The sequence below is a fragment of the Vibrio wakamikoensis genome (assembly GCF_050337275.1).
Taxonomy (GTDB): domain Bacteria; phylum Pseudomonadota; class Gammaproteobacteria; order Enterobacterales; family Vibrionaceae; genus Vibrio; species Vibrio chaetopteri.
Map to the genome: position 1 here is coordinate 1 of NZ_JAKJST010000010.1, position 22,253 is coordinate 22,253.

The following is a 22,253-nucleotide window of genomic DNA, read 5'->3' on the forward strand; positions in this document are numbered from 1 at the left end:
CACTAACTTAAGCCGATTTTCGGCAGTAACTGGCGATAGCCCATCATTTGCTTGATGAGGCCGTTGCCTATTGTAGTAATCCATCAAGTAATAGCTGATATCCTTCTTTGCCTGAGTTTGGGTCAGGTATCCAGTAGCTGGTATCCATTCGGTTTTTAAGCTTCTAAATAGCCTCTCCATAGGAGCATTATCCCAGCAGTTACCTCGACGACTCATGCTCTGAGTTATGCGATATCGCCAAAGCCTTTGACGGTATTTAAGGCTACTGTATTGGCTTCCTTGGTCTGAGTGGAACATCANGTTGCTAGGCCGTCCTCGTTGTTCCCAAGCCATATCCAAAGCTTTGCAAGTCAACTCTGCGTTGGGTTTGTCTGATAGCGCCCAACCCACTACTCTGCGACTAAATAAGTCGAGTACAACAGCCAGATAACTCCACTTTGAACCGGACCAGATGTAAGTAATATCGCCACACCAAACGTCATTTGGAGTGGAAACTGAGAACTCACGCTTCAATCGATTGGGGATATCTGGTCGCTCTAGCTTAGCTTGCTTATAGCGATGCGAGCCTGGTTGTTTGCTCATCAGCCCGGCTTCTTGCATAAGCTTGCGTACTTTGAAGCGTCCGACATCGAAGCCTTCAGACTGCAGCATAGAAGCAAGAGTCCGACTTCCGGCAGAGCCACGACTCATGTTAAAGAGCTGCTTAACTCGGCTGACTAACCGAATACGATTGGCATCCGGCTTTCGTTGTTTAAACTCGTAGTAGCAGGAAGAAGCTACATCGAACAGCTCACAAAGAACTTTGACCGGTTCATGCTCCCTCAACTGGTCAATTAGCGAGAACGTTCGAGTTCGTCCGACATTAAGAGAGCTGTGGCCTTTTTTAGTATGGATTTTTCTCTTTCCAAGCGATTAATCCTAGCTTCTAACTCTTGGATCTTCTGCTGTTCTGGCGTTAGAGCTTTAACCGCTGGCGTTTCTCCGCCGCGCTCAATCTTTAGTTGATCTACCCAGCGTCGTAAGGCCGTATCGCCGATATCTAAGGATCGTGCCGCCTCAGATATTGAGTAACCTTGATCAAGAACCAAGCTTGCGGCATCTACTTTGAACTCAGGAGAAAATGTACGTCGTTGTCGTTTTGTCATTGAACACCTCATTTACGGTGGAGACTTTACCACCTAATTTGGTGTCCGGGATCATTAAACCACTACATTTCAATGATTTAAAAGCAAAGAGCACCCCTCCCAGCCTCCCCTTATTAAGGGGAGGAGTCACAGGCTCGCTACGCATCGCCTTATGTTTTCACCTCTTTAACTCTCTCACCATCTCACGAATCACCTCAACAACCTCATCACACACCTCCAATACTTCCCGATTGGTAAACCGAATTACTTGAATGCCTCGTGTCTCCAAAAACTCCGCTCGCACCGAATCATGTTCCTGTCCTTCAACAGAAAAATGGCTATCACCATCAACTTCTATCGCCAGCCGCAACTCAGGCGAGTAAAAATCTAACACATAGTCCCCAACGTCATATTGACGTCGAAATTTCGCGCCAACCTTCCCACCTCTCAAAAAATACCAGAGTCGAGCTTCTGCCAAAGTAGGGTTGTTTCGCAGTTGTTTTCGAAAAGATGTTTGGTGAATGGTGTTATACAGCCGAGTTTTCATGACGTTTGCGTGTTGGAAGAATGATACGCAATAGTGAGGAAGTACCGAGCAAATGCACCAGCAGTAAAAGTGCACACTTTGCTGCAGGGCAGAATACCAAGCAATTGATATGTATGTTGAGAACGAAATTTCTCCCACTCAAGCCGTTAGCCTGAATGTGGAAACAGTGAACGTTTACTCTAGGTATTAAACCCTCACAAACCGATTCTTCACAATGCAATCCGCATATCTTTCGGCTGACTCGTGCTTAAACTTCAGCGGTTTATCTAACTCACCAAACAGAGGAATCCCTCCGCCGAGTAGAACTGGAATCGTGCTAATAATCAGTTCATCGATAAGATCTTCTTTGAGGAAACTCTGAATTGTTTTACCGCCATCGATATACAGGTCGTTGTAACCTTGAGCCGCGAGCTCGGCAATGATGGTTTTAAGCTCGCCTTTGACCAAGAAAACTTTTCCTTCAAGACCCTCCGGTACTTCTGTCATCGTATTGCTCAATACAAACACAGGTTTTGAGTATGGCCAGTCACAATCAAAGCTCAATACGATCTCTAGTGTATTGCGCCCCATAACCAGAGCGTCAACTTTGTCCATAAATTCAGCGAAGCCGAAGTCGGAACCTTCTGGGTTTGGAATATCATGTAGCCAATCAACGCCGTTGTTTTTGTCGGCGATATAACCATCAAGACTGGTGGCGATGTATACGATGTTGGCCATGTGTGGCTCCTGAAATTGTTGTCATTTAGATAGTGGAACAGTGCATGAAGCAATGTTTTTGTTCTCTGCAGTCTTGTTCTCTGCTAAAATTCTACAGTGTAGAAATTAATTGAAGTCTAGCTAGGATCACCGATGACTGTCAACTCAAAAAAACGTGGACGCCCAGAGAAAGGGGTGGATGGACTCAGCCAATCTCGTATCATCGAAGCTGCGAAAAAGATGATGCAGACTAACGGGAAAATACCCAGTATCAGAGGGTTAGCGACCGAGCTCAATATTGACGCTATGGCGATCTATCACTATTTCAAAAATAAGGATAGCTTACTCGAAGCCGTTGCTGTTTCTTTGGTGGAAGGGATTTACGAGCCCAATAATGAAACAGCTTGGCAGCAGGAGGTAATGGAACTTGGCTGGAGTTACCTTGCGCTCCTTAGCGAGTATTCCGGCTTGCTTGAAACACTATTCAAAATGCAAAGTAGTGGACCTGCTGAGGTATTCATTGCGCGCTTTAACGAGGTGGTCGAGCCTTTGAATCTAAATGATGATGACAAAACGAATGCGGTGAGTTTGCTCGCTGACTATCTGCATGGATTTGCTTTTTCGATGCAGTTTTCTGATGTTACCGCGCAAGAACAGCGCCGAATTTATGAGGGGTCGATGGCACTTTATTTGAAAGCAGTGACGCCAGTACTTCCTCAGTAGATACGTACAAGGTATGGTGAGAACATTCGAGTAGCTCACAAGGAAAAGTGATGGCAAAAGTCCATGATTTTATAGTGATTGGTGGTGGTATTGTCGGAGTGTCAACGGCTTGGCAGTTAAAACAAAAACACCCTCAAGCATCGATAGTGTTGGTCGAGAAAGAATCGAGTTTTGCCAAGCATCAAACTGGCCATAATAGCGGTGTGATTCACGCGGGTGTCTACTATCAACCCGGAAGCCTCAAAGCGGATTTTTGCAAGCGTGGCGCGGAGGCGACGAAACGTTTTTGCGCTGAGCACAACATTGCTGTGGAGAACTGCGGAAAGCTTTTAGTAGCGACAAACGCAATAGAGAAAAAGCGAATGGATGCTCTCTATCAACGCTGTATCGAAAACGGTATTGATGTTGCGCTGTTGAGCCAAGCAAAGCTCGAAGAAATCGAGCCCAACATCACTGGATTGGGGGCGATAAAGGTAGAAGCAACCAGCATTGTTGATTATCAATTGGTCACACAAACCATGGCAGAGCAATTTCAGTCGCTTGGTGGTGAAGTGTTGCTGTCGACTGAAGTCACTGCGCTAAATGAACAACAAGATTGTGTCGAAATCAATTGCAGGACCAATGGAGCGTCAACCTCTCTGCAAGCTCGTCAATTAGTCGTGTGCGGCGGGTTGATGGCGGATAGATTGGCGTCGATGATTGGTATCGATGTCGACTTTCAAATCATTCCCTACCGCGGGGAGTATTATCAGTTACCAGCCAAGCATCATGACATCATCAGTCATCTCATTTATCCCATCCCCGATCCAGAATTGCCATTTTTGGGTGTGCACTTAACCCGAATGATCGATGGCTCGCTGACCGTGGGACCTAATGCAGTGCAAGGGTTTAAACGAGAAGGCTATGGGCGCATTAACTTTAGCCTTAAAGACACGGTTGAGATGCTCAAATTTTTGGGCTTTTGGCGAGTGTCACGCACTCATTGGAAGTCCGGTTTGAGAGAGTTAAAGAACTCTGTTTGGCGTCCGGGTTATCTTCAGTTGGTTCAAAAGTACTGCCCAGCCATCAAGGCGAACGAACTCCTTCCTTACCCCGCTGGTATTAGAGCCCAGGCAGTCATGTCTGATGGCAGTTTAGTGCATGACTTTTTGTTCGCTGAGACCGCTCGCAGCCTGCATGTCTGCAATGCACCATCCCCTGCGGCTACTTCGGCCATTCCTATTGGTGAATACATTTGTAGTAAAGTTGAGGCCAAACTTCAAACTTTAGAAAATATTGAATGATTTCCATTAATGATCATAATTTCCAGCTACTATTGAAGTCGTACCTCGGTACTGAGCACAATACTTTGAGCAAGCTAGGAAATGGAACACCCTCATGATCAGAGAATACAACGAAGCAGATATCGATAGCGTTTTAAAAGTTTGGCTGACTGCGTCTGTCGAGTCTCACGACTTTGTTGAGCCAAGGTTTTGGCACGACAAACTCGATGATATGCGAAACGTCTACCTTCCGAACTCAGAGGTTTATGTTTACGAGCATGCTGGGCGGGTTATTGGTTTTTATGCTTTAACAGATGATCAGCTAGCGGCGCTGTTTGTTGAGCCGCAAGCGCAAGGCGTGGGGATTGGCATGCGTTTGATTATGGATGCACGTAAGAAACGAGACTCGCTTTCTTTCTCTGTCTACAAAGACAATTGCCGAGCGATTGGTTTTTATCATCGCTGCGGTTTTACGGTTGTTGATGAATCGACAGACCCCCATACTGGGCACTTACAATTAACCATGTCTAGCCACTAGCTCTATTGAAATCAACCGTTTAAACTGGCTCTATTGTTTCAAAAATACGCTATCAAAATAGCGTGGTGAGTTAGGGATAGGGCATGTTTGACTTTGATGAGATTGTAGAGCGTAGAGGAACCCATTCAGCAAAATGGGATGAGATGGAAGCGAGCTTTGGCGTCTCTACCGATGATGGCCTTCCGATGTGGGTCGCGGATATGGACTTTAAAGCGCCACAGGCCGTAAATCAAGTGCTTATCGAAGCGGCTGAAAATGGTGTAAATGGCTACTACGGTGATGATTCGCGCTACAAAGCGTCCGTTGTGAACTGGATGAGTAAGAGGCACGACTGGCAAGTATCCCCTGACTGGGTTATCACTTGTGCAGGTCTCGTTCAAGGCACGGCACTCTGTGTTCAAGCTTACACCGAGCCTGGTGATGGCGTTATTCTGTTTACACCCGTATACCACGCGTTTTCAAAAGTCATTAAAGCAAATCAACGTGTTGTAGTCGAAAGTCCTTTGGTTCAAAACCAGGGTCGCTATGAAATGGATCTTGATGCGCTTGAGACGAGCCTAAATGGTAAAGAAAAACTTGTGGTTATGTGTTCACCGCACAACCCTGGTGGGCGCGTATGGACAAAAGAAGAAATCCAAGACCTAGCCAATTTTTGTGCGCGTCATAATCTGGTGCTTGTCGTCGATGAGATTCACCACGATCTGGTTTTCCCTCCTAACAAGCATACCGTCGCGACACTTGCTGCACCCGAACATGAGCAAAACATGGTGATTCTGGCCGCGACAACCAAAACCTTCAATATCGCTTCTGCGTTAACCGGCGCCGCTATCATCCCCAACCCTGAACTTAGAGATAAGTTTAAGTATGTTCTCAATGCAGCGGGCATAGGGCCAAACCGGATGGGAATGTTAATGGCAACTGCGGCATATGAACAAGGTGAAGCCTGGCTAGAGGCTTTGGTTGAATATCTAGATGAGAACCGTCGGATATTTGATGAAGGTATCAACTCAATCAAAAGGCTGAAATCGATGCCACTGGAAGCGACCTACTTGTCTTGGGTCGACTTTTCAGAAACAGGCTTGTCACCTAAAGAGGTCATTGAGAAGGTGCAAAGTGAAGCAAAAATCGCCGCTAACCATGGCTCAACGTTTGGCTTGGGGGGCGAAATGTTCCTTCGGTTTAATTTAGCGACACCACGCTCTAGGGTGATAGAAGCTATCGCTAGATTGCAGCATGTATTCGCTAGTGAGTGATTGATTAAGGGAGGCTTTCGCCTCCCTTTTAGTTGAGAAGACTTTAGTTAATATGCTTGTCAACTAAGTCAGATATATAGGCATCTTTGAGCTCAGAGCCTATCATCAGCTGGTGGTTTAAGAGCCCGAGCATTAAGGTATAGAGCTCGTTTGAGCTTGCAGAACACACATAGTCGCTCAATAGCGCCAAGTATTTCTGATTCGCCACATTCATACTGGGGTCACTCGACACACTTTCATGTCCTATGACGTTGATATAATCAGCGACAAGCTGCATTTCTTGAAAGAACCTTGGAGCAAGTTGCCTCAATATAGCGATGAAATTGTCTATTCGTTGCGGCCGAGAAGCGTCTTTTGCTTTGGGAAAATCGAGTAACGCATCCGAATCATAATTGACCATGGCTTCGGTTGCAGCCTTGAAGAGTTCGTCCTTGCTCTTGTAATAATGGTAAACAGCACTCTTGCTCATTCCTAATAAGTCACATAGCTGGCGCATCCCTACGTTTTTGTATCCATGCTCTAAAAACACGGTCGTCGCTTTGAGGGCTATTTCTTGACGTCTTTTGTCATGATCAACGATTTTCGGCATGTATGTCTCTAACTCTCTGAACTAATTCAATAATAGTACCACAACTTTCATTATTTAGACCAACTGGTCAAAAAAGATCTTTACTCGATCTGGTTAAAGTTATATTTTAAAAAGACCACGTGGTCTATAAAGGGTTTTGCTATGAACATCAATTGGAACTACCCAAAAGTAAGAGGCGGTTTTTGGGGCGGTATTGATAAGTTGATCGGTCCAGGTGCAACTAAAGCTGAGAAGCGAATTCAGCTTTATATTCCAGCTTTAGCTGGAGTCGCAGCCGTTATCTTTAGTAGGGAAGTAAGTTCGTCGCAGAGCTTAGGGCAAGTAATACTATTATTTTTGCTCACGATAGACATCGTGGGAGGCATTATTACCAATGCCACTTCTAGCGCCAAGCGATGGTTTCATCGTGAAGGACAGGGAGTAAGGCAGCATCTCTCGTTTGTTGCTGTTCATTTTGTGCAGTTATCACTGGTTGCTAGCATGTTTTTAGAAGGAGACTGGTTGTGGGTAGCAGTAACGGGTGGCTATATGATGATGGCGAGTTGGGTGATACTGATGACGCCGCTCTATTTGCAGCGACCTATAGCACTCATGATGTATGCAGGCGCGTTATTGTTGTCATTGTATTGGTTTGGGGCTCCAGTAGGGCTTGAGTGGTTTTTGCCACTGTTTTATCTCAAATTACTGGTGAGCCATATCTTGCGAGAAGAGCCGTATCGGCCAGAGTCCGATCAGACTACAAACGAGGAGGTATAGATATGTCACTCACTCCAAAGATATTAGTTGTGGGCGCGACCGGTTACCTTGGTCAGTACATCGTGAAAGAGTTGCGCGTGCAGGGAGCTAGCTTCAAGGCGTTAGTTCGAAATCCCAACAAGTTAGAAGCGCTGGGGTTAGATTCATCGCAGATAGTGAAAGCCCAAGTGACGGATCCCAATCAACTGATAGGTCAATTTTGCGATATTGATGTAGTGATTTCGTGTTTAGGTATCACTCGACAACGTGATGCTGTCACGTATATGGATGTTGACTATCAAGCTAATCTCAATGTGCTTGAAGCGGCAGAAAAATCAGGGGTGAAAAAGTTCATCTACATTTCTGCCTTTGGTGCTGAACGCCATCAAAACGTCAGATTACTTGCGGCAAAAGAGCGATTTGCACGCAAACTCCTAAGTTCAAATGCTTTGAAGCCTTGTGTTATTCGTCCAAATGGTTTTTTTTCTGATTTAAAAGAGATCTACAACATGACAGCCAAAGGAAAAGGGTATCTTTTTGGGCAGGATGGTGTGCGTGTGAATCCGATTCATGGCGCTGATCTGGCTCGATTTTGCATTGAGGCGATTGGTCGCACGGAATTGGAGTTAGCCGTGGGGGGACCTGAGGTACTGTCTACACGTGAGATGATTGAGTTGTCGTTTAGCGCGCAAAGAACAGAGCCAAAAATCGTTGTTCTACCGGATCTTGTTAGGAAGGTTGGGCTTGTCGTAGCGAAACGACTACCAGAAAAATGGGGAGGATCTGCTGAGTTTTTCCTTACCATGATGGCGCAAGACGCAATCACCCCTCGTTATGGACAACAAACTCTTGGCGACTATTACGTTCGCTGTTTTAATGAGGAGCACAGCGGTAAACAATGAAGGCGGGGTTACGATGCACGATTGGAGTCTCAACGTTAAACAGGCACTGGTGCCTCTGAAAAACAATGATAACGCAATCTTTATGAAAGCGTATATGCGCGATCAATATGAGTTCTATGGGATCCAATCAGGTCCACGACGCGACGCATTGAAAGCACTGTTTTCGAAACAACATGTGCCCAGCCTAGATGAGCTTGCTGATATCGTCGACGAGCTTTGGTCTTTACCCCAAAGAGAGTATCAACTCGTCGCTGTCGATCTCCTAATTAAAACAAAGAAGATGTTACCAGAGTTTTACCTCCATCATGCTGAACGTTGGATCACAACGAAATCGTGGTGGGATACGGTGGATATGTTGGCGACTCATATTGTCGCAAGCTTGTTTCAGCGGTATCCAGACGAAACGACCGCTGTGATCAACCAGTGGCGCGAAAGTGACAACATTTGGTTAAGACGTACCGCGATCCTCTATCAGTTGAAGTTTAAACAGAACACGGATCAAACTTTGCTGTTTGCCATCATTGGTGAGAACCAAGCAGACAAAGAGTTCTTTATTCAAAAAGCGATTGGGTGGAGTTTAAGGGAGTATTCGAAGACTCACGCGGCGGCTGTGTTTCAATTTATCGATGCTCAAGGCATAGAAGGCTTGGCTAAACGTGAGGGGCTGAGGTGGCTAAAGGCGCAAAACACAGTGAGTACTTAGTTCACAGCCTACAGGACACCGCCATGTTTGGGTACATAAATATTGTCGTGTCATTCAATCTAACAGATTCAATGTACACGCAATACTACTCGAAACCATAAAGAGTTACCGAGAATGATACTCAGATAGCCAATCTAAGAGTTTTGAGAAGATAGGAACGTCTTCTTTGCCAAAGCAATAAAAAGCGTTTAGCCCGAATGCCATCTGTTTATTGAGCTCCTTTAGTGATAACGCAACTAATTCGCCTCGCTCAATGTATGGTTTCATGTAGTGTTTCGGCATGACAGCCCAGCCCTGATGTTTGAGCAACTCACACAGTAGGTCATTGTTGCTTACCACATGTACTTTCGGCGTGACCTTAGTCGCAGATAGCATGGTATTAAGATCAGTAAAATTCTCAGTGAGATATTGAGTATCAAGCAGTAAGTCTTCAATTTTCAAATCATCATGGTTGGCCAAAGGTGAAGTTGGTCGAGTGAAACAACCTATTTCAATATTGCCAATTGCTTTCCAAGTGACTTCCCGTTCAGCGAAGAGTTGACCCAAATATGGCATCAAAGCGATATCTGCTTTGTCTGTGAGCAGTAAATTCATCGCTTCTTTTCGAGTTCTGTGTAACCAATGAATACTGACCTCAGGGTAATTCTTCGCTATTTCTTGCTCCAGTTGCATCATTAACTCGATAGGCGTGATTACGTCATAGCATATGGTCACTGTGTGAGTTTCAGTATCAAATAGAGTGGTGCTTTGAGCATAAAGTGAGCGGTTTTGCTTTTCTACAATCTTAGCTCGTCGATACAGTTGCGTGGCTTTTTCTGTTGGCTTCGCTTGCTTACCCACTATCTGAAAAAGCGGGTAACCCAGCATATCCTCGTACGCTTTAACATGCTCACGAACGGTGGTTCGAGATTTTGATAACTGAAGAGCCGCTTTGTTGTATGAGCCCTGTTCGAATACTGCAACAAACGCGCTAATTTGCTCAAACGTATGCATGCGGTTAGCCTCCAAAATAATGAACGTCTAACCCTAACACATATGGTTTATTAGTTATGCTTTTACGTGGGGAAATGGTGCGCAGTTCAATAAATCGTACTATCCTAGAGGCCCTATGAAAACAATCAGGTTCAGGTGCTAGAAACCATCAAAGATGGAAAGACTATCTATACATGACAGAAGTGATTTGAGGCTATAAAGGACACACACTAAAAAGTATGAATTTGTACAAGCTGATGAACGAGTGACTGGTCTTGCAGGCTAAAGGGTTAGTCAAGCGAGAAGGGCTGAGGCTACAAGGTATTGTGCTGTCAAACAAAAATAATACCAATGCGGTTCTTCTTTACTACAATTGTTCATACACTTCCCAATTTTGACTATTTTGTCAGTTAACGGAAAAGAGCATTGTATAACAGAGATGAACTGATGCAGTCAGAGTTAATTGACAAGCAGAAGCACCAGAATTCGGTATTTGGTGTTCGCTATGTTAGCGTGTTTGTAATTTACATTGTTTCGGCATTTCTTTTTTCATCATTGAGCCCTCAAAGCCAAATTGTTTCACTGTGGCCTCCGGAAGGTATTGCTCTTGCAGGCTGTATTTTGTGGCAAGCTCGTTTTGTGCCGGCTATCTTCGCAGGTTCGATCATCTTCAATGTTGGGGTGCAAGCAGTCAATGGCACTGACATTGGTGCAATGGTAATTTTGACGTCGTTTGGGATTGGGTTAGGCTCGGCAGTTCAAGCCTGGGTCAACTATCGCTGTTTAGCTTACTTTTCGGTAAATATTATCTCTTCGGCAAGCATACGCAAAGTTACTCTGTTTGTTGTATTTGCCCTTATATGTTGTCTCATCGCTAGCGTTTTAGGCTCTTTTTTCGTTGACCTGTCGCCAACTGAGGGGCTGAGGGATTACGATTGGAGCAATATGCTCATTTGGTGGTTGGGTGACTTTCTAGGCGTTATTGTGATTACACCTCTTGTTTTAGCTTTCCTGGAACCTACTGGCAGGCTGACAAACAAGTTAACTCATTATCGAGCACTGATCTTCTCACTGGTTTTAGTTTTGGTCGTATTAGTTGTTAGTCAAAAATATGGTAACAAATCTTTAGAGTTGAAGAGTCTCAACGAAATCCATATTCGTTCACAATTGATTGAGAAAAACCTTAATCACCAGGTTGAGAACTATCTTAACTCATTGTCATTACTAGCTGTGAAACTCTCTGGGAACAGTGATGTTACACAGGATGAATTTAAACGACTAACGTTGCCACTCATAGAGCAAACTCCAGGTGCACGTGGTTTCTCATGGAACCCAGTTATAGAGCAACATGAATTAGAAGAGTTTGAAAAGAGCACGAATAAGCAGAGTGATTCAAGCTTTAAGATAAGAGGTACACCGTTGAAGCTGGGTGATCCTTTAGTTGTCGTTAAGTGGATAGAACCTTTTGCTCCAAACGAACGTGCATTTGGCTTTAATGTTTTCTCGAATGGAAAACGACGAGAGGCGATGATTAGGGCGCAGAATATTAGTCGTCCAGTCGCTACTGAGACGATACAGCTTGTGCAACTTGACGCGAAGGAGCCTGGGTTTCTCATTTTTACCCCCATTAATCAAGGACCATCGCTTGGTACATCTACTCTTACTCGATCTTTTAATTTATCAGGCTTTGTCGTCGGAGTTTTTGTTGTAGGAGATATTGTTACTGAGAGTCTCAAGAATAGTGAAGTTTCTTATATGAGTGTGAAGATTCTCGATTCTAGTGCTAATGATGAAGTGATTTATCAATATGCACCTATAGGAGTCAGTTCATTTGATGAGTCGATAGAATTCTCTTTTGTTCAACAGATCGCTGAGAGGGAGTGGACTGTTGTTCTATCAGTGTCTCAGGATGTTATTTCAGCACTAAAAGCTGAAAGCTCCATTAAGTTTCTCATTTATGAATCCGCTTTTGGGGCGTTAAGTGTTTTACTCATAATTACTCTTTTCAACTCTCATACAAACTTATTGACTCAGGTGAAGATGCGAACCCGAGAATTAGAGGCATCAAGAGATACACTCAAACATTTTGCTTTCAATGACGCCCTAACAGGTTTGCCTAATCGTAGGATGTTTATAAAGCAGACGAGTCATGCATTGAACTTAGCGACTCGAAACGGCTCGATGGTAGCTATCCTCTTTTTGGATCTCGATAGGTTCAAACATGTTAATGACAGTTTAGGGCATGATTTTGGTGACAAATTGCTTGTTGAAGTCGCGACTAGGCTAACTAATAACTTGCGAAGTAGTGACGTTTTAGCTCGTTTTGGTGGTGATGAGTTTACGATTATGATCGAGAACCTTACCAATGCGGAACAAGCAGTAACGCTGTCCAGAAAGCTTATTGAGGGGTTGCGTAAGCCGATGTTGATTGAGGACGAATCCATTGCTATTTCAACCAGCATTGGCATAGCCACTTTTCCCAAAGATGGAAATAATGTAGATGATTTGATGCGAGCAGCAGACGCTGCGATGTATAAGGCGAAGGAATCATCATCCGGCTATGTCTGCTATACCAATACCTTAAGAAAACAGGCAAGGGAAAAATTGTTTATCGAGTCAGAGCTGCCCCAAGCGTTGATGGGCAACCAGCTCGAACTCTATTTTCAGCCAATTATTGACTTGCGCTCTGGTGAGCATGTCGGTTGCGAAGGGTTATTGCGTTGGAATCATCCTAAGTATGGTGTAATTCCGCCGGACGCATTCATTCCAATAGCGGAGCTTTCAAAAGAGATCCTCCCTATTGGAGCCTGGGTGCTCCGAGAAGTTTGCAAACAGATAAAGTCTTGGAAGAATATGGGGATCGACCATCAAAAAGTGTCGGTAAATGTTTCGGTTGTACAACTTATGTCAGGTCGTTTGTTGAGTGACGTGAAAGCCGCATTGGAACTGTATGAGGTGAACCCCAATATACTCGAGCTAGAGATAACAGAAAGTGTGCTTGTGCAGAATATGGCACAAGCCACGACATATATAACGGAGCTTAAAAAGTTAGGGGTAAAAATAGCTATTGATGACTATGGTACTGGTTACTCTTCACTTGGCTATTTAAAGCAGCTGCCAGTTGATAGTTTGAAAATCGATAAAATTTTCATTGCTCAACTTAAACAAGATGACAGAACCATCGTCAGTTCCACACTCCAGATGGCGAGCGAATTGGGCTTTGAAGTCATTGCAGAAGGCATCCAAACGTCCGAACAAATGAATATCTTAGTAAAACACGGTTGTCGTTGGGGGCAGGGTTTCCTATTCAGTAAAGCGCTGTCGATTGCTCACTACACAGAGTTTTGCCGAAAACAATAATTAGTATGGCGACAAAGTACATGGTTCTGCCTATATCAGGGTGTCCCTTTTTTATATACTCAACGTAAGATTAAACAGATACTTAATATACCGAGAGAGTGTAATTAGACCAAATGGATTCCGTAACTCAGGCAGCCCTCGGGGCAACCGTTGCAGGCGCAATAGCTGGCAAACAATGTAATGCAAAGGTGCTTCTCACTGGCGCTGCACTTGGTACTTTGCCGGACTTAGACGTTGTACTCGACTATGGTGATGCGGTAAGTAACACTATTAAGCACCGCGGGTTTACTCACTCGTTGCTGCTCATTCCTGTATTTTCTCTCATCGTTAGTTGGCTATATTGCAGGTTTAGACCTGATGCATTTTGGTCCTTTAATCGTGTCTTTCTTTTGGTTCTGACTGTTCTGGTGACTCACGTTGCTATCGATGCGATGACGACCTATGGTACTCAGCTGCTGTGGCCAATTCCCGGTTACTTCGAAGTGGGGAATATCTTTATCATCGATCCTCTTTATACCTTGCCACTTCTGCTCGGTATAGGCGTTGCACTGTTTTCTCGTCACCGAGGAGGGCAGTGGTGTAAAGCGGTTGTAGTCGTGTCGAGCTTATATCTAGTTTGGGGCTATGCTGCGCAGCAAGTGGTTGCCGATAGAGTAGAGAAGAACTTGGCTGCGCAAAACATCAGTGATGAGCAGGTATTGATTACCCCCTCTCCATTTAATACGTTGCTATGGCGCGTGGTGGTGGTTGAAGGCGATCAGTACTTCGAAGGTTTGGCATCGTTACTCGATTCTGACAGCCAGATTGACTTCATCCAACGCTCGCGTGGTAAGTGGCCGCTTGAAGAAAAGCCAAAGACTCTTGAAGGCTTAGAAGCCTTCTCTCATGGATTCTTGGGTTATCGCCAAGACCAAGACAAGCTTATTGTGTCGGATTTAAGATTAGGTATGGCAGACAGCTTAGCGTTTGAATTCGTTTTTGCTAAGGAAACATCTGATGCAGGCTGGGAGCTGTTAGAAGCGCCAACCAGGTATCCTAGCGAGCGTAGCTTGGATCAAATCTCAGTACTCTGGGAGCGTATGTTAGGCAATCAAGAGATTGATGCAAACTTGCAGCAAGTGGCTTTAAACAAAACCAACGATTAACAAGAACAATGCCCAGCGTTGGGCATTTTGAAGCATGTCATAAAGACGAGTCATTTTAGGCTCGTTTTTTATCGTGGCGATTAAAATCATTATTTGACAAAGCAATTCATGTAAGTTCACTATTCCCGTCCTAAAATTGTCACTGGAGACAGTGACTTGCTTGTCAAAATTACTCATCTTTCCCTATTGAGGACACGGATATGACACTTGCCGCTCTGGCGATTCTAGTTGGTTTTATCTTATTGGTTTGGAGTGCAGATCGATTTGTTGATGGTGCGGCAGCCACCGCGAGTCACGCAGGCATGCCTCCTTTGCTTATCGGTATGGTGATTGTTGGTTTCGGTACCTCAGCACCGGAAATGGTGGTCTCTGCAATGGCTGCAGCTGAGGGCAACCCTGAGCTAGCTTTAGGGAATGCGCTTGGTTCGAACATTGTTAACACCGGACTTATTTTAGGTGTCACCGCAATCATTGCGCCAATCATGGTGCAATCTGTCATTGTGAAAAAAGAGTTGCCGCTACTATTCGCTATCAGCTTACTGCTTGGTGCACTGCTTTGGAATGGTGTACTAGGGCGCGGAGAGGCGGCGATCCTGTTGGTGGGCTTTTTCAGCCTTATCAGTTGGAGTATCTATTCGGGAATCAAGGGTAAAGGTGACCCGCTAGAGACCGACACGCAGCAAGAACTTGAAGAGAAAACCATGTCATTAGGCAAAGCAATTTTCTGGCTTGTACTAGGCCTTGTTTTGTTGGTGGTGAGTTCACGTATTCTTGTTTGGGGTGCAGTAACCATCGCTCAATTTCTTGGTATTAGTGACTTGGTGATTGGTTTGACGATTGTTGCATTAGGTACGTCTTTGCCAGAGCTGGCGGCTTCTATCGCAGCAGCGCGCAAGGGTGAGCATGATATTGCGATTGGTAACGTAGTCGGCTCGAACATGTTCAATATCCTAGCCGTAGTGGGTATTGCAGGCATGATTTCGCCAATTGCGAATGTGCCAGAGGCTGTTCTGTCTCGTGACTGGTTGGTGATGATGGCGATGACGGTAGCGCTGTTCTTTATGGCTTACGGGTTTGGTCGTCAAGGGCGCATCAACCGATTTGAAGCAGCATTGTTGCTTACAGGTTACGCTGCTTACAATATTTGGCTTGTCGTCTCTGTTACGGCTTAATTGCTAGCTGTTTTTTGAAATGAGCCCGTGATTCAATCTCCGTATTGAGTCACGGGCTTTTTAGCATCGAATGGCTAAGAATTACAATTTGTCATTTCGTTTGCTCTGCTGGCGGATGTAATCGCCAAACTCATACTTTCTTTCTTGATGTCCTACCTGATAAAGCTCGCTTTCCGTGCGCTGCTGCGAGTAACTTGACGCTTTCATAGACTCTTAACATGTTATCGACAACGCGTTTAAAGAATGAATCAATGCGTCTACCGTACATTTGAAGAACGCCTAGCATGCTGCAAAAGCTCATCGCTAAAGCGACAGTCCAGTGTATTTCAATCATGCCAATCCTCCACGAAGTGAAGAAAGTGTCTTTAAAGTGCGGGTGGGAGAGGGTTGGCGAGCAAGTAAAAGAGCAGGCTCTTTCATAGAGGTTTGAGGAGACAAAGCAGCTTGGATAGGTGGCGCTGCAGGTTGTGGGCGCGTTGAGCTGCGCAGTTGGTTTGGATCGCTTGTAGATGCGAAACGGGCCAAAGTGATCATTGAGTTTTATACCTTTATTATTTGGGCTGAACTTTGCAAAAACTGAGCATGTCTTTGCTGAAAGTGAATATAAGGTATACGGCTTTGTAACATCAATGTGGCTGAAATTAGTTGATACAATCCGTCACACTGCTAAATGCTAATTAACCAGCCGTCGATGTTTGACACGGCTGATTAATCTCTTTTGTGATTGTATACAAATCTGCGGGTGACAGGATTGGATTAACGATATTGTTGGGACTAGGGAACATAGCTCATCGAGTTAAAACCAACACTCTCAGTGGGTTGTAGATTGTTTACATACGATGCATGCTCTGAGACGATTAATACTTGTCCGTCGGTAAAGTAGTCATGCTGTCGGTTTTTGGAGGTAACACTCGCTAGGGGAATGTTTTCGGCATTCCAACGGTCATTGAGTCGAAACACATCGGTTTTTAGCTGATCACGCTCAATGTCCACATTCGGTGAGACCGAATGAAGGAGCGTTAGAATGCCGCCATACGGCGTCAATGTAAGACCATCATCATAGCTTAGGGCACCGACCCAAACAGTTTGTTGGGTTTGTGAATCTATCCCAGCCTGCCACCAACGAATGTGTGAGCGATGAGTAAGGGTTCCCGGCAGTTGAAACGCTAAATGTTGTGGCTGACCATTCCAAAGTAAATCCGAAACGGGTGGTGTACTCTGTTGCAGCAACTGCACATAATCACTGAGCTCGATATCACTTCGTGAGAACGTCTTGTTTTCAATCCAGCCTAACTCACCCATTAAGTCTTTCGGGGATTCGCCCAAATAAACCACATTGACTGCTTGCGCTGAATAAACGGTGGATTGACCCGCGTACACACGATAATCAAGCTCCGATAAAGTAACTTCGGTTGGGACAGCATGCGCTAGAGGGACGACCTCGTTGTCACTCCACCAAAAAAAGTGTGAGTAATTGAGCGCCAGCATACCACCAAGAAACAAACTAGACGCCTTCAACCATGAATAGCGCCATTGTTTTTTGAAGCCAAAATAGAGAAGCGCCAACGATACTAGTGACAGACCCAAAGAGTACTTGTGCTCAGAAACAAACGTTGCGGCTTCATTCAGCATAGGTACATTGTCAACGCCAGCAGCAAGCAAATATCCCCAGGTAACAAACTGACCTACACCGAGTACTAATCCAACGAATGCGTAGGCAGAGAATTTTTTCCAGCGAATGTGATTCGCTCCTGCCATAAAAGGCACAACCCAAGCGATAGGGCCAAGCAGGCGAGCAAACGCGATAACCCAAAAGGCATTTCGGTTGATAAGAAGACGACAGCGCGCTAAAGGACGGCGAATCTTAGGCTGCCAGCGGAGCAAGGATTTTTGTGCATTGAAGCCGTAATGACGCCCGATAAAGAAGCTAAGTTGGTCGCCAATTAGGCCTCCGAGTAGTACCGCAGCGACAGCCATGTATGCGCCCGAATAGAGCTGATATCCAGCCGCTATCATAAATGGTTCACCCGGTACGACTAAGTTTGGCCCAATCAATGCGTCTAGAAGTGACCCTACAAACAGTCCTAATGTTTCAAACATACCCAATCCCTATCTACTTTATCTCCAGCGACCTGTTGTGCTGTACTTACCTTTCTTTGCTGCTCTAGCATTACTGATGTGTCTTACTGTTTTTGGCCTACTGCTTCTGATAATGGCCAAACTGGTATTCCATTTCGTTGTTGCGCATTTCACCAAATAGGAATCGGCGAACATTGGCTTTTAGGTAGGTAAAACCCATTTTGAAGAAACCATCTTGCTCGAGGCGGCGCGGATCAAACTGAAAGCTGATCGGTAGAAATCGAAAACGCCAGGTTCTGGACGCTTTTTTGACGTAGTGGCAGTCTTCACAAAGCACGATTTCTTCGTCAAACCCACCGATCTCTTGGTGAACACGTTTGGTTGAAAAAATGCATGCTCCAACAGCAGTTGGGAAGAAAAATTGCGTGGTAAACAATCCAGCATTGAATAGGCCATAGCCAACTTTGTAAGCAGGTGCTAAGTTGCGTGAACCCATATAGACACCAGCGACCTCAAGCTTCTCTTGTTCGAGTTTGTCGATGGCCTTTTGGAGGAAATCTTTGTCGAGACGAACATCAGCGTCCAAAAATAGCAAACGTTCATGTTTCGCTAGCTCCGCACCGGTGTTGCGACCTAAGCTCACGCCACGCTGAGACATTTGATGTACGGTTAGGCTCGGTAACGAAGCTTGATATTTACTGGCCACTTCACAAGTCAGGTCATCGCTATTTGAATCGACAACGATTACTTCAAAGTCTTGATAAGTTTGACAGCTAAGATCGCTGAGCAAGCGAGCGATACGTTTTTCTTCATTAAGGGTGATAACTACTACGCTAAGTGATTTCATCATTCTGTTCCTTTCGTTCAATAGTTCCATCGATAAAGGCCGCTTGGTTAGCTTGGTTAGATGGTGCGGCCAGTTGATGAAGCCAGTATCAGGGAGTGGCACTGAATGAAGAATGAGTGGAGAGTTCAGAATCGGTTCATGTAGATGAACAAGGCGCTTTACCGGCGTTGAAGCTTGGTAAAGCGTCGTGTATTCAGAGAGTTGACAGTTATACAGTGTGAGCGAACTGCGCGACCTCATCGAGGACGTGCGGGTTTGCGATCGCCCCTTTGTTCTTTATTTCTTGGCCGTGTAACACCTGTTTTACTGCTAGCTCTACCAACTTCCCAGATTTGGTTTTGGGGATCTCACTGATGGCGTAGATTTCTGATGGTACATGGCGCGGTGAGCATTGCGTTTTCAGTTGCTGTTTGATGGCATGCTGTAAATTATCATCCAGCACAGTGGACGGGGAAAGCTGCACGAATAGAACAATCTTTTCATCACTGAGATGCGTTCTGCCTACTGCGATAGAGTCTATAATGCCATCGAGCTGATTGACCTGCTGATAGATCTCAGCGGTACCAATGCGTACACCTCCTGGATTTAGTATTGCGTCACTGCGCCCAAAAAAGCGCATACCACCGTGTGAAGTCATCAAGACATCATCGCCATGACTCCAGCAGCGCGCGAAGTCTGCCCAGTAAGCGTTGTGGTAACGTTCACCATCGTCATTCCAAAAGCCAATAGGCTGGTTTGGGAAACTGTTAAGGCAAACCAGCTCACCACGCTGCTCTATGACAGATTCGCCATTGGTATTAAAGACTTGCACATCCAAGCCTAAACCAGCGGCTTGGCATTCACCGCGATAAACAGGGGATATAGGATTGCCAAGCACAAAGCAGCCGCAAATATCGGTTCCACCTGAAATAGAGGCTAAATGAAGATCTGATTTGATGGCTTGATAAACATAATCAAATTGCTCTGGATACAAAACAGAGCCTGTAGAGCAAAGGGTTCTAAGGTGGGTAAGTGCAAACTTCTCACTAGGGATAAAGCCGTTTTTTTCTATCGCTTCCAGATACTTAGCGGCAGTACCAAACAAGGTTACTGACGTGCGACTGGCCAGTTCCCATAGTACGTTTTCCGTGGGGTAAACAGGATTGCCATCATAAATAACCAAGCTTGCCCCACTTGCTAGCGCTGAAACATGCCAGTTCCACATCATCCAACCACAAGTGGTGTAATAGAACACCCGATCGTCAGCTCGTACATCACAATGTAGCTGATGTTCTTTAAGATGATTTAAGGTAATGCCGCCAACAGAATGAACAATGCACTTAGGCTTACCCGTTGTTCCGGACGAATAGAGGATGAACAAAGGAGAGTTAAACGGAACGCGATGAAAGTGAACAGGTTCACTTTGAAAGTCACCAATGACGGATTCCCATTCGATATTGATGGCATTGTCGGTATTGATTTGAGAACAGGTCGCTATTGAGGGGTCGCTCTGACCGAGGTGCTGGTATCCCACAGTGCAAACGTGGCTAACAGATTCAATTGCATTTGAGATGGCGCTGTTCTTATCTGTCATGGAGAACGATTTACCGCCAAATTGGTACCCATCCACGCAAAACAGCACCTTGGGTTTCACTTGTTCAAATCGCTCAATAACGCTTTCCGCGCCAAAATCCGGCGAGGTCGATGTCCAAATAGCACCTAGACTGGTCGCTGCGAGCATAGCAATCACGGCATAGGGAGAGTGGGGGAGATAGCCAGCCACGACATCGCCTTCTGCTACGTTGATGCTTTGAAGCCACTGCTGCATGATGGACACGTGCTCAAGGAGCAGCTTCCAAGTGTATTGCTCAACATGGCCTTGCTCGTTTTGAAATAAAATAGCGACCTTTTCAGGGTTTTTACTCCCATAATCGAGTAGATTTTCTGCATAATTCAGCTTCGCCTCAGGAAACCAGACAGTGTCTCTCGCGGGTACGACATCACTCCATACCGCCTCCCCAAGCTGGGTCGTTTGACCTTGTTTCGAGCCCACAACGCCGCAAAAATCCCATACTCGTTGCCAAAAATGCTCTGGATTATCTAGTGTCCATTGATGCAACTGTTGATAGTCAGAAATGTTTAAGGCGGGTTTGTCTGCAACGAGTTCATTGATGAATCGCTGTATATGACAGTGAGCAGCGCGAGTCGCGTTAGGTGTCCATAGAGCTTGAGAGGAAGTAGGCTTTGTTAACATTATTGATACACTCGTCCTTGATATTATTATGAGTTTAATTTTTGTTGCTTTCGGTGGGCTAGTCAAACTTAGCGGCCAAATTCAATTAATTGAATTTAAAGTTAAAAATACACATATGTAAAATTTATGTTACACGCGAAGTGCGAGTGTCATTTAGAGGGGTTATTGTCAGGCCAAAACCAAACACATAGGCTTAATGTAAAGGGTTTGTTAAGGGAAATGGCATGGCTCAGTATGTATCTAACCCTGTGAATGAGCAGGGATTAATCGATTGGAGCGAAGAAGAAAACCGCATTTGGCATGATCTTGTTGAACGCCAACTGGATTTAGTCAAAGACAGAGCGTGCAAAGAGTACTTGCGCGGACTTGAACTGCTTGATTTACCGCTGGATAGAGCGCCTCAGCTAACTGAAATTAACAGCGTGTTGCAGCGTGAGACTGGCTGGCAAGTGGAGCCTGTTCCAGCGCTGATCGACTTTGATCGCTTCTTCGAGCTGTTAGCGTCACGAAAGTTCCCTGTGGCGACGTTTTTACGTTCTCGAGAAGAGTTTGACTACCTTCAGGAGCCAGATTTTTTCCATGAAATCTTCGGGCACTGCGCTATGCTGACCGATCCTGATTTCGCCGAGTTTACCCAGCATTATGGAAAACTTGGCTATCAAGCGAGCAGCAAGCAGAGAGTCTACCTGGCGAGATTGTATTGGTTTACCGTCGAGTTTGGTCTTGTTGAGCAAAACGGCGATTTAAAAATTTACGGGGGCGGTATTTTATCATCTCCGGGTGAGACTCTGTATGCACTTGATGACGAAAGGCCGCTACGCCAAGCCTTTAGTGTCGATAACGTGTTAAGAACGCCATATCGAATCGACATTATGCAGCCGACTTACTTTGTGCTGGACGACATTCGCCAGCTGTATGAACTAAAACAACAGGACTTGAGTCAAGACGTCGCACGAGCGATGGAATCGGGCTTACTTCCTCCACTTTTTGAACCAAAGGACATGACACATGCTTAATGAACTACGCTGCGAAGCCTGCAGCAGTGATGCAATTGCACTGGGTAAGGATGAACAACAGCAGTTACTAACAGAGCTTAATGATTGGCAAATTATAGAGCGTGATGGTATCCCGCAACTTGAGAAGCATTATAAGTTTAAGAACTTTAAGCTCGCTTGGGCGTTTTCAAACCAAGTGGCGGAGCTGGCCGAAGAAGAGTTCCATCACCCAACAATCACGCTGGAGTGGGGCAAGGTGACAGTGACTTGGTGGAGTCACTCTATTAAAGGGTTGCATCAAAACGATTTTATCTGTGCAGCCAAATGTGACGGTTTTATCGCTCAGTAAACTCCATATCTTCAATACAAGATCCTCGC

At 45.2% G+C, this 22,253-nt stretch carries 21 protein-coding genes; 12 read left to right on the plus strand and 9 right to left on the minus strand.

Annotated elements, in window-relative coordinates; translation table 11 throughout:
- The 3 genes from L4C42_RS00570 to L4C42_RS00580 all read right to left on the minus strand — a co-directional run.
- Positions 1-1,145 (minus strand): IS3 family transposase gene (locus L4C42_RS00570; RefSeq protein ID WP_429758918.1). Its coding sequence is split into 2 segments (ribosomal slippage), with 1,146 coding nucleotides annotated over them: positions 1-887 and positions 887-1,145; the frame shifts between segments, so codons are not numbered across the junction. This gene is flagged as partial in the annotation.
- A 157-nt stretch (positions 1,146-1,302) separates the two neighbouring features.
- Positions 1,303-1,671 carry an endonuclease domain-containing protein gene (locus tag L4C42_RS00575; protein WP_429758920.1) on the minus strand — a complete coding sequence of 123 codons (369 nt, stop codon included), beginning with the start codon at positions 1,669-1,671 and terminating at the stop codon, positions 1,303-1,305.
- A 186-nt stretch (positions 1,672-1,857) separates the two neighbouring features.
- Complete coding sequence (locus L4C42_RS00580; RefSeq protein WP_353499679.1) at positions 1,858-2,388, minus strand: dihydrofolate reductase family protein; 531 nt, start codon at positions 2,386-2,388, stop codon at positions 1,858-1,860.
- A gap of 132 nt (positions 2,389-2,520) precedes the next feature.
- Here L4C42_RS00580 and L4C42_RS00585 point away from each other — a divergent pair, with 132 nt between their 5' ends.
- The 4 genes from L4C42_RS00585 (at position 2,521) to L4C42_RS00600 (ending at position 6,143) form a co-directional block, all read left to right on the plus strand.
- Positions 2,521-3,090: a TetR/AcrR family transcriptional regulator gene (locus tag L4C42_RS00585; RefSeq protein WP_353499678.1), complete on the plus strand. Its 570-nt coding sequence runs from the start codon at positions 2,521-2,523 to the stop codon at positions 3,088-3,090.
- 50 nt (positions 3,091-3,140) lie between these two features.
- Positions 3,141-4,373 carry an L-2-hydroxyglutarate oxidase gene (gene lhgO, locus L4C42_RS00590; protein WP_429758923.1) on the plus strand — a complete coding sequence of 411 codons (1,233 nt, stop codon included), beginning with the start codon at positions 3,141-3,143 and terminating at the stop codon, positions 4,371-4,373.
- A 94-nt stretch (positions 4,374-4,467) separates the two neighbouring features.
- Entirely contained in the window at positions 4,468-4,890 is a 423-nt protein-coding gene (locus L4C42_RS00595) for an N-acetyltransferase (protein ID WP_353499676.1), read from the plus strand.
- 83 nt (positions 4,891-4,973) lie between these two features.
- Positions 4,974-6,143, plus strand: coding sequence for a MalY/PatB family protein (locus L4C42_RS00600; protein WP_353499675.1), 1,170 nt, complete (start codon positions 4,974-4,976; stop codon positions 6,141-6,143).
- A gap of 43 nt (positions 6,144-6,186) precedes the next feature.
- Here L4C42_RS00600 and L4C42_RS00605 read toward each other — a convergent pair whose 3' ends face one another.
- Entirely contained in the window at positions 6,187-6,732 is a 546-nt protein-coding gene (locus L4C42_RS00605) for a TetR/AcrR family transcriptional regulator (RefSeq protein ID WP_353499674.1), read from the minus strand.
- A 141-nt stretch (positions 6,733-6,873) separates the two neighbouring features.
- Here L4C42_RS00605 and L4C42_RS00610 point away from each other — a divergent pair, with 141 nt between their 5' ends.
- Genes L4C42_RS00610 through L4C42_RS00620 form a run of 3 tightly spaced genes read left to right on the plus strand, consistent with a single transcriptional unit; the run spans position 6,874 to position 9,072 of the window.
- Positions 6,874-7,488: a hypothetical protein gene (locus L4C42_RS00610; RefSeq protein ID WP_353499673.1), complete on the plus strand. Its 615-nt coding sequence runs from the start codon at positions 6,874-6,876 to the stop codon at positions 7,486-7,488.
- A gap of 2 nt (positions 7,489-7,490) precedes the next feature.
- A complete protein-coding gene (locus L4C42_RS00615) occupies positions 7,491-8,369 on the plus strand; it encodes an SDR family oxidoreductase (RefSeq protein WP_429758926.1) in 879 nt (292 codons plus the stop codon).
- A 13-nt stretch (positions 8,370-8,382) separates the two neighbouring features.
- Positions 8,383-9,072 (plus strand): DNA alkylation repair protein, encoded by a 690-nt coding sequence (locus L4C42_RS00620; RefSeq protein ID WP_418642842.1) that lies wholly within the window; start codon positions 8,383-8,385, stop codon positions 9,070-9,072.
- A gap of 105 nt (positions 9,073-9,177) precedes the next feature.
- Here L4C42_RS00620 and L4C42_RS00625 read toward each other — a convergent pair whose 3' ends face one another.
- A complete protein-coding gene (locus L4C42_RS00625) occupies positions 9,178-10,065 on the minus strand; it encodes a LysR family transcriptional regulator (RefSeq protein WP_353499670.1) in 888 nt (295 codons plus the stop codon).
- 426 nt (positions 10,066-10,491) lie between these two features.
- Between L4C42_RS00625 and L4C42_RS00630 the strand changes: the two genes are divergently transcribed.
- The 3 genes from L4C42_RS00630 (at position 10,492) to L4C42_RS00640 (ending at position 15,721) form a co-directional block, all read left to right on the plus strand.
- A complete protein-coding gene (locus L4C42_RS00630) occupies positions 10,492-13,404 on the plus strand; it encodes an EAL domain-containing protein (protein WP_429758929.1) in 2,913 nt (970 codons plus the stop codon).
- Between the two features lie 113 nt (positions 13,405-13,517).
- A complete protein-coding gene (locus L4C42_RS00635; RefSeq protein WP_429758931.1) occupies positions 13,518-14,549 on the plus strand; it encodes a metal-dependent hydrolase in 1,032 nt (343 codons plus the stop codon).
- Between the two features lie 200 nt (positions 14,550-14,749).
- Entirely contained in the window at positions 14,750-15,721 is a 972-nt protein-coding gene (locus L4C42_RS00640; protein ID WP_429758933.1) for a calcium/sodium antiporter, read from the plus strand.
- A 130-nt stretch (positions 15,722-15,851) separates the two neighbouring features.
- Here the strand turns inward: L4C42_RS00640 and L4C42_RS00645 are convergent, their stop codons facing one another.
- The 4 genes from L4C42_RS00645 to L4C42_RS00660 all read right to left on the minus strand — a co-directional run bounded on the left by L4C42_RS00645 (position 15,852) and on the right by L4C42_RS00660 (position 20,880).
- Positions 15,852-16,055, minus strand: coding sequence for a hypothetical protein (locus L4C42_RS00645; RefSeq protein WP_429758935.1), 204 nt, complete (start codon positions 16,053-16,055; stop codon positions 15,852-15,854).
- Between the two features lie 440 nt (positions 16,056-16,495).
- Positions 16,496-17,821, minus strand: a complete 1,326-nt coding sequence (locus L4C42_RS00650; RefSeq protein ID WP_353499665.1) for an LssY C-terminal domain-containing protein — start codon at positions 17,819-17,821, stop codon at positions 16,496-16,498.
- Between the two features lie 97 nt (positions 17,822-17,918).
- On the minus strand, positions 17,919-18,647 hold the full coding sequence (locus tag L4C42_RS00655; protein WP_353500142.1) for a glycosyltransferase family 2 protein: 729 nt from the start codon (positions 18,645-18,647) through the stop codon (positions 17,919-17,921).
- 208 nt (positions 18,648-18,855) lie between these two features.
- A complete protein-coding gene (locus L4C42_RS00660) occupies positions 18,856-20,880 on the minus strand; it encodes an acetoacetate--CoA ligase (RefSeq protein ID WP_418642845.1) in 2,025 nt (674 codons plus the stop codon).
- A 224-nt stretch (positions 20,881-21,104) separates the two neighbouring features.
- Between L4C42_RS00660 and phhA the strand changes: the two genes are divergently transcribed.
- Both phhA and L4C42_RS00670 read left to right on the plus strand, forming a co-directional pair.
- Positions 21,105-21,896 carry a phenylalanine 4-monooxygenase gene (gene phhA / locus L4C42_RS00665; RefSeq protein ID WP_353499663.1) on the plus strand — a complete coding sequence of 264 codons (792 nt, stop codon included), beginning with the start codon at positions 21,105-21,107 and terminating at the stop codon, positions 21,894-21,896.
- Positions 21,889-22,224, plus strand: coding sequence for a 4a-hydroxytetrahydrobiopterin dehydratase (locus tag L4C42_RS00670; RefSeq protein WP_112460162.1), 336 nt, complete (start codon positions 21,889-21,891; stop codon positions 22,222-22,224). The genes phhA and L4C42_RS00670 overlap by 8 nt, the downstream gene beginning before the upstream one ends.
- The last annotated feature ends 29 nt before the right edge of the window (positions 22,225-22,253 follow it).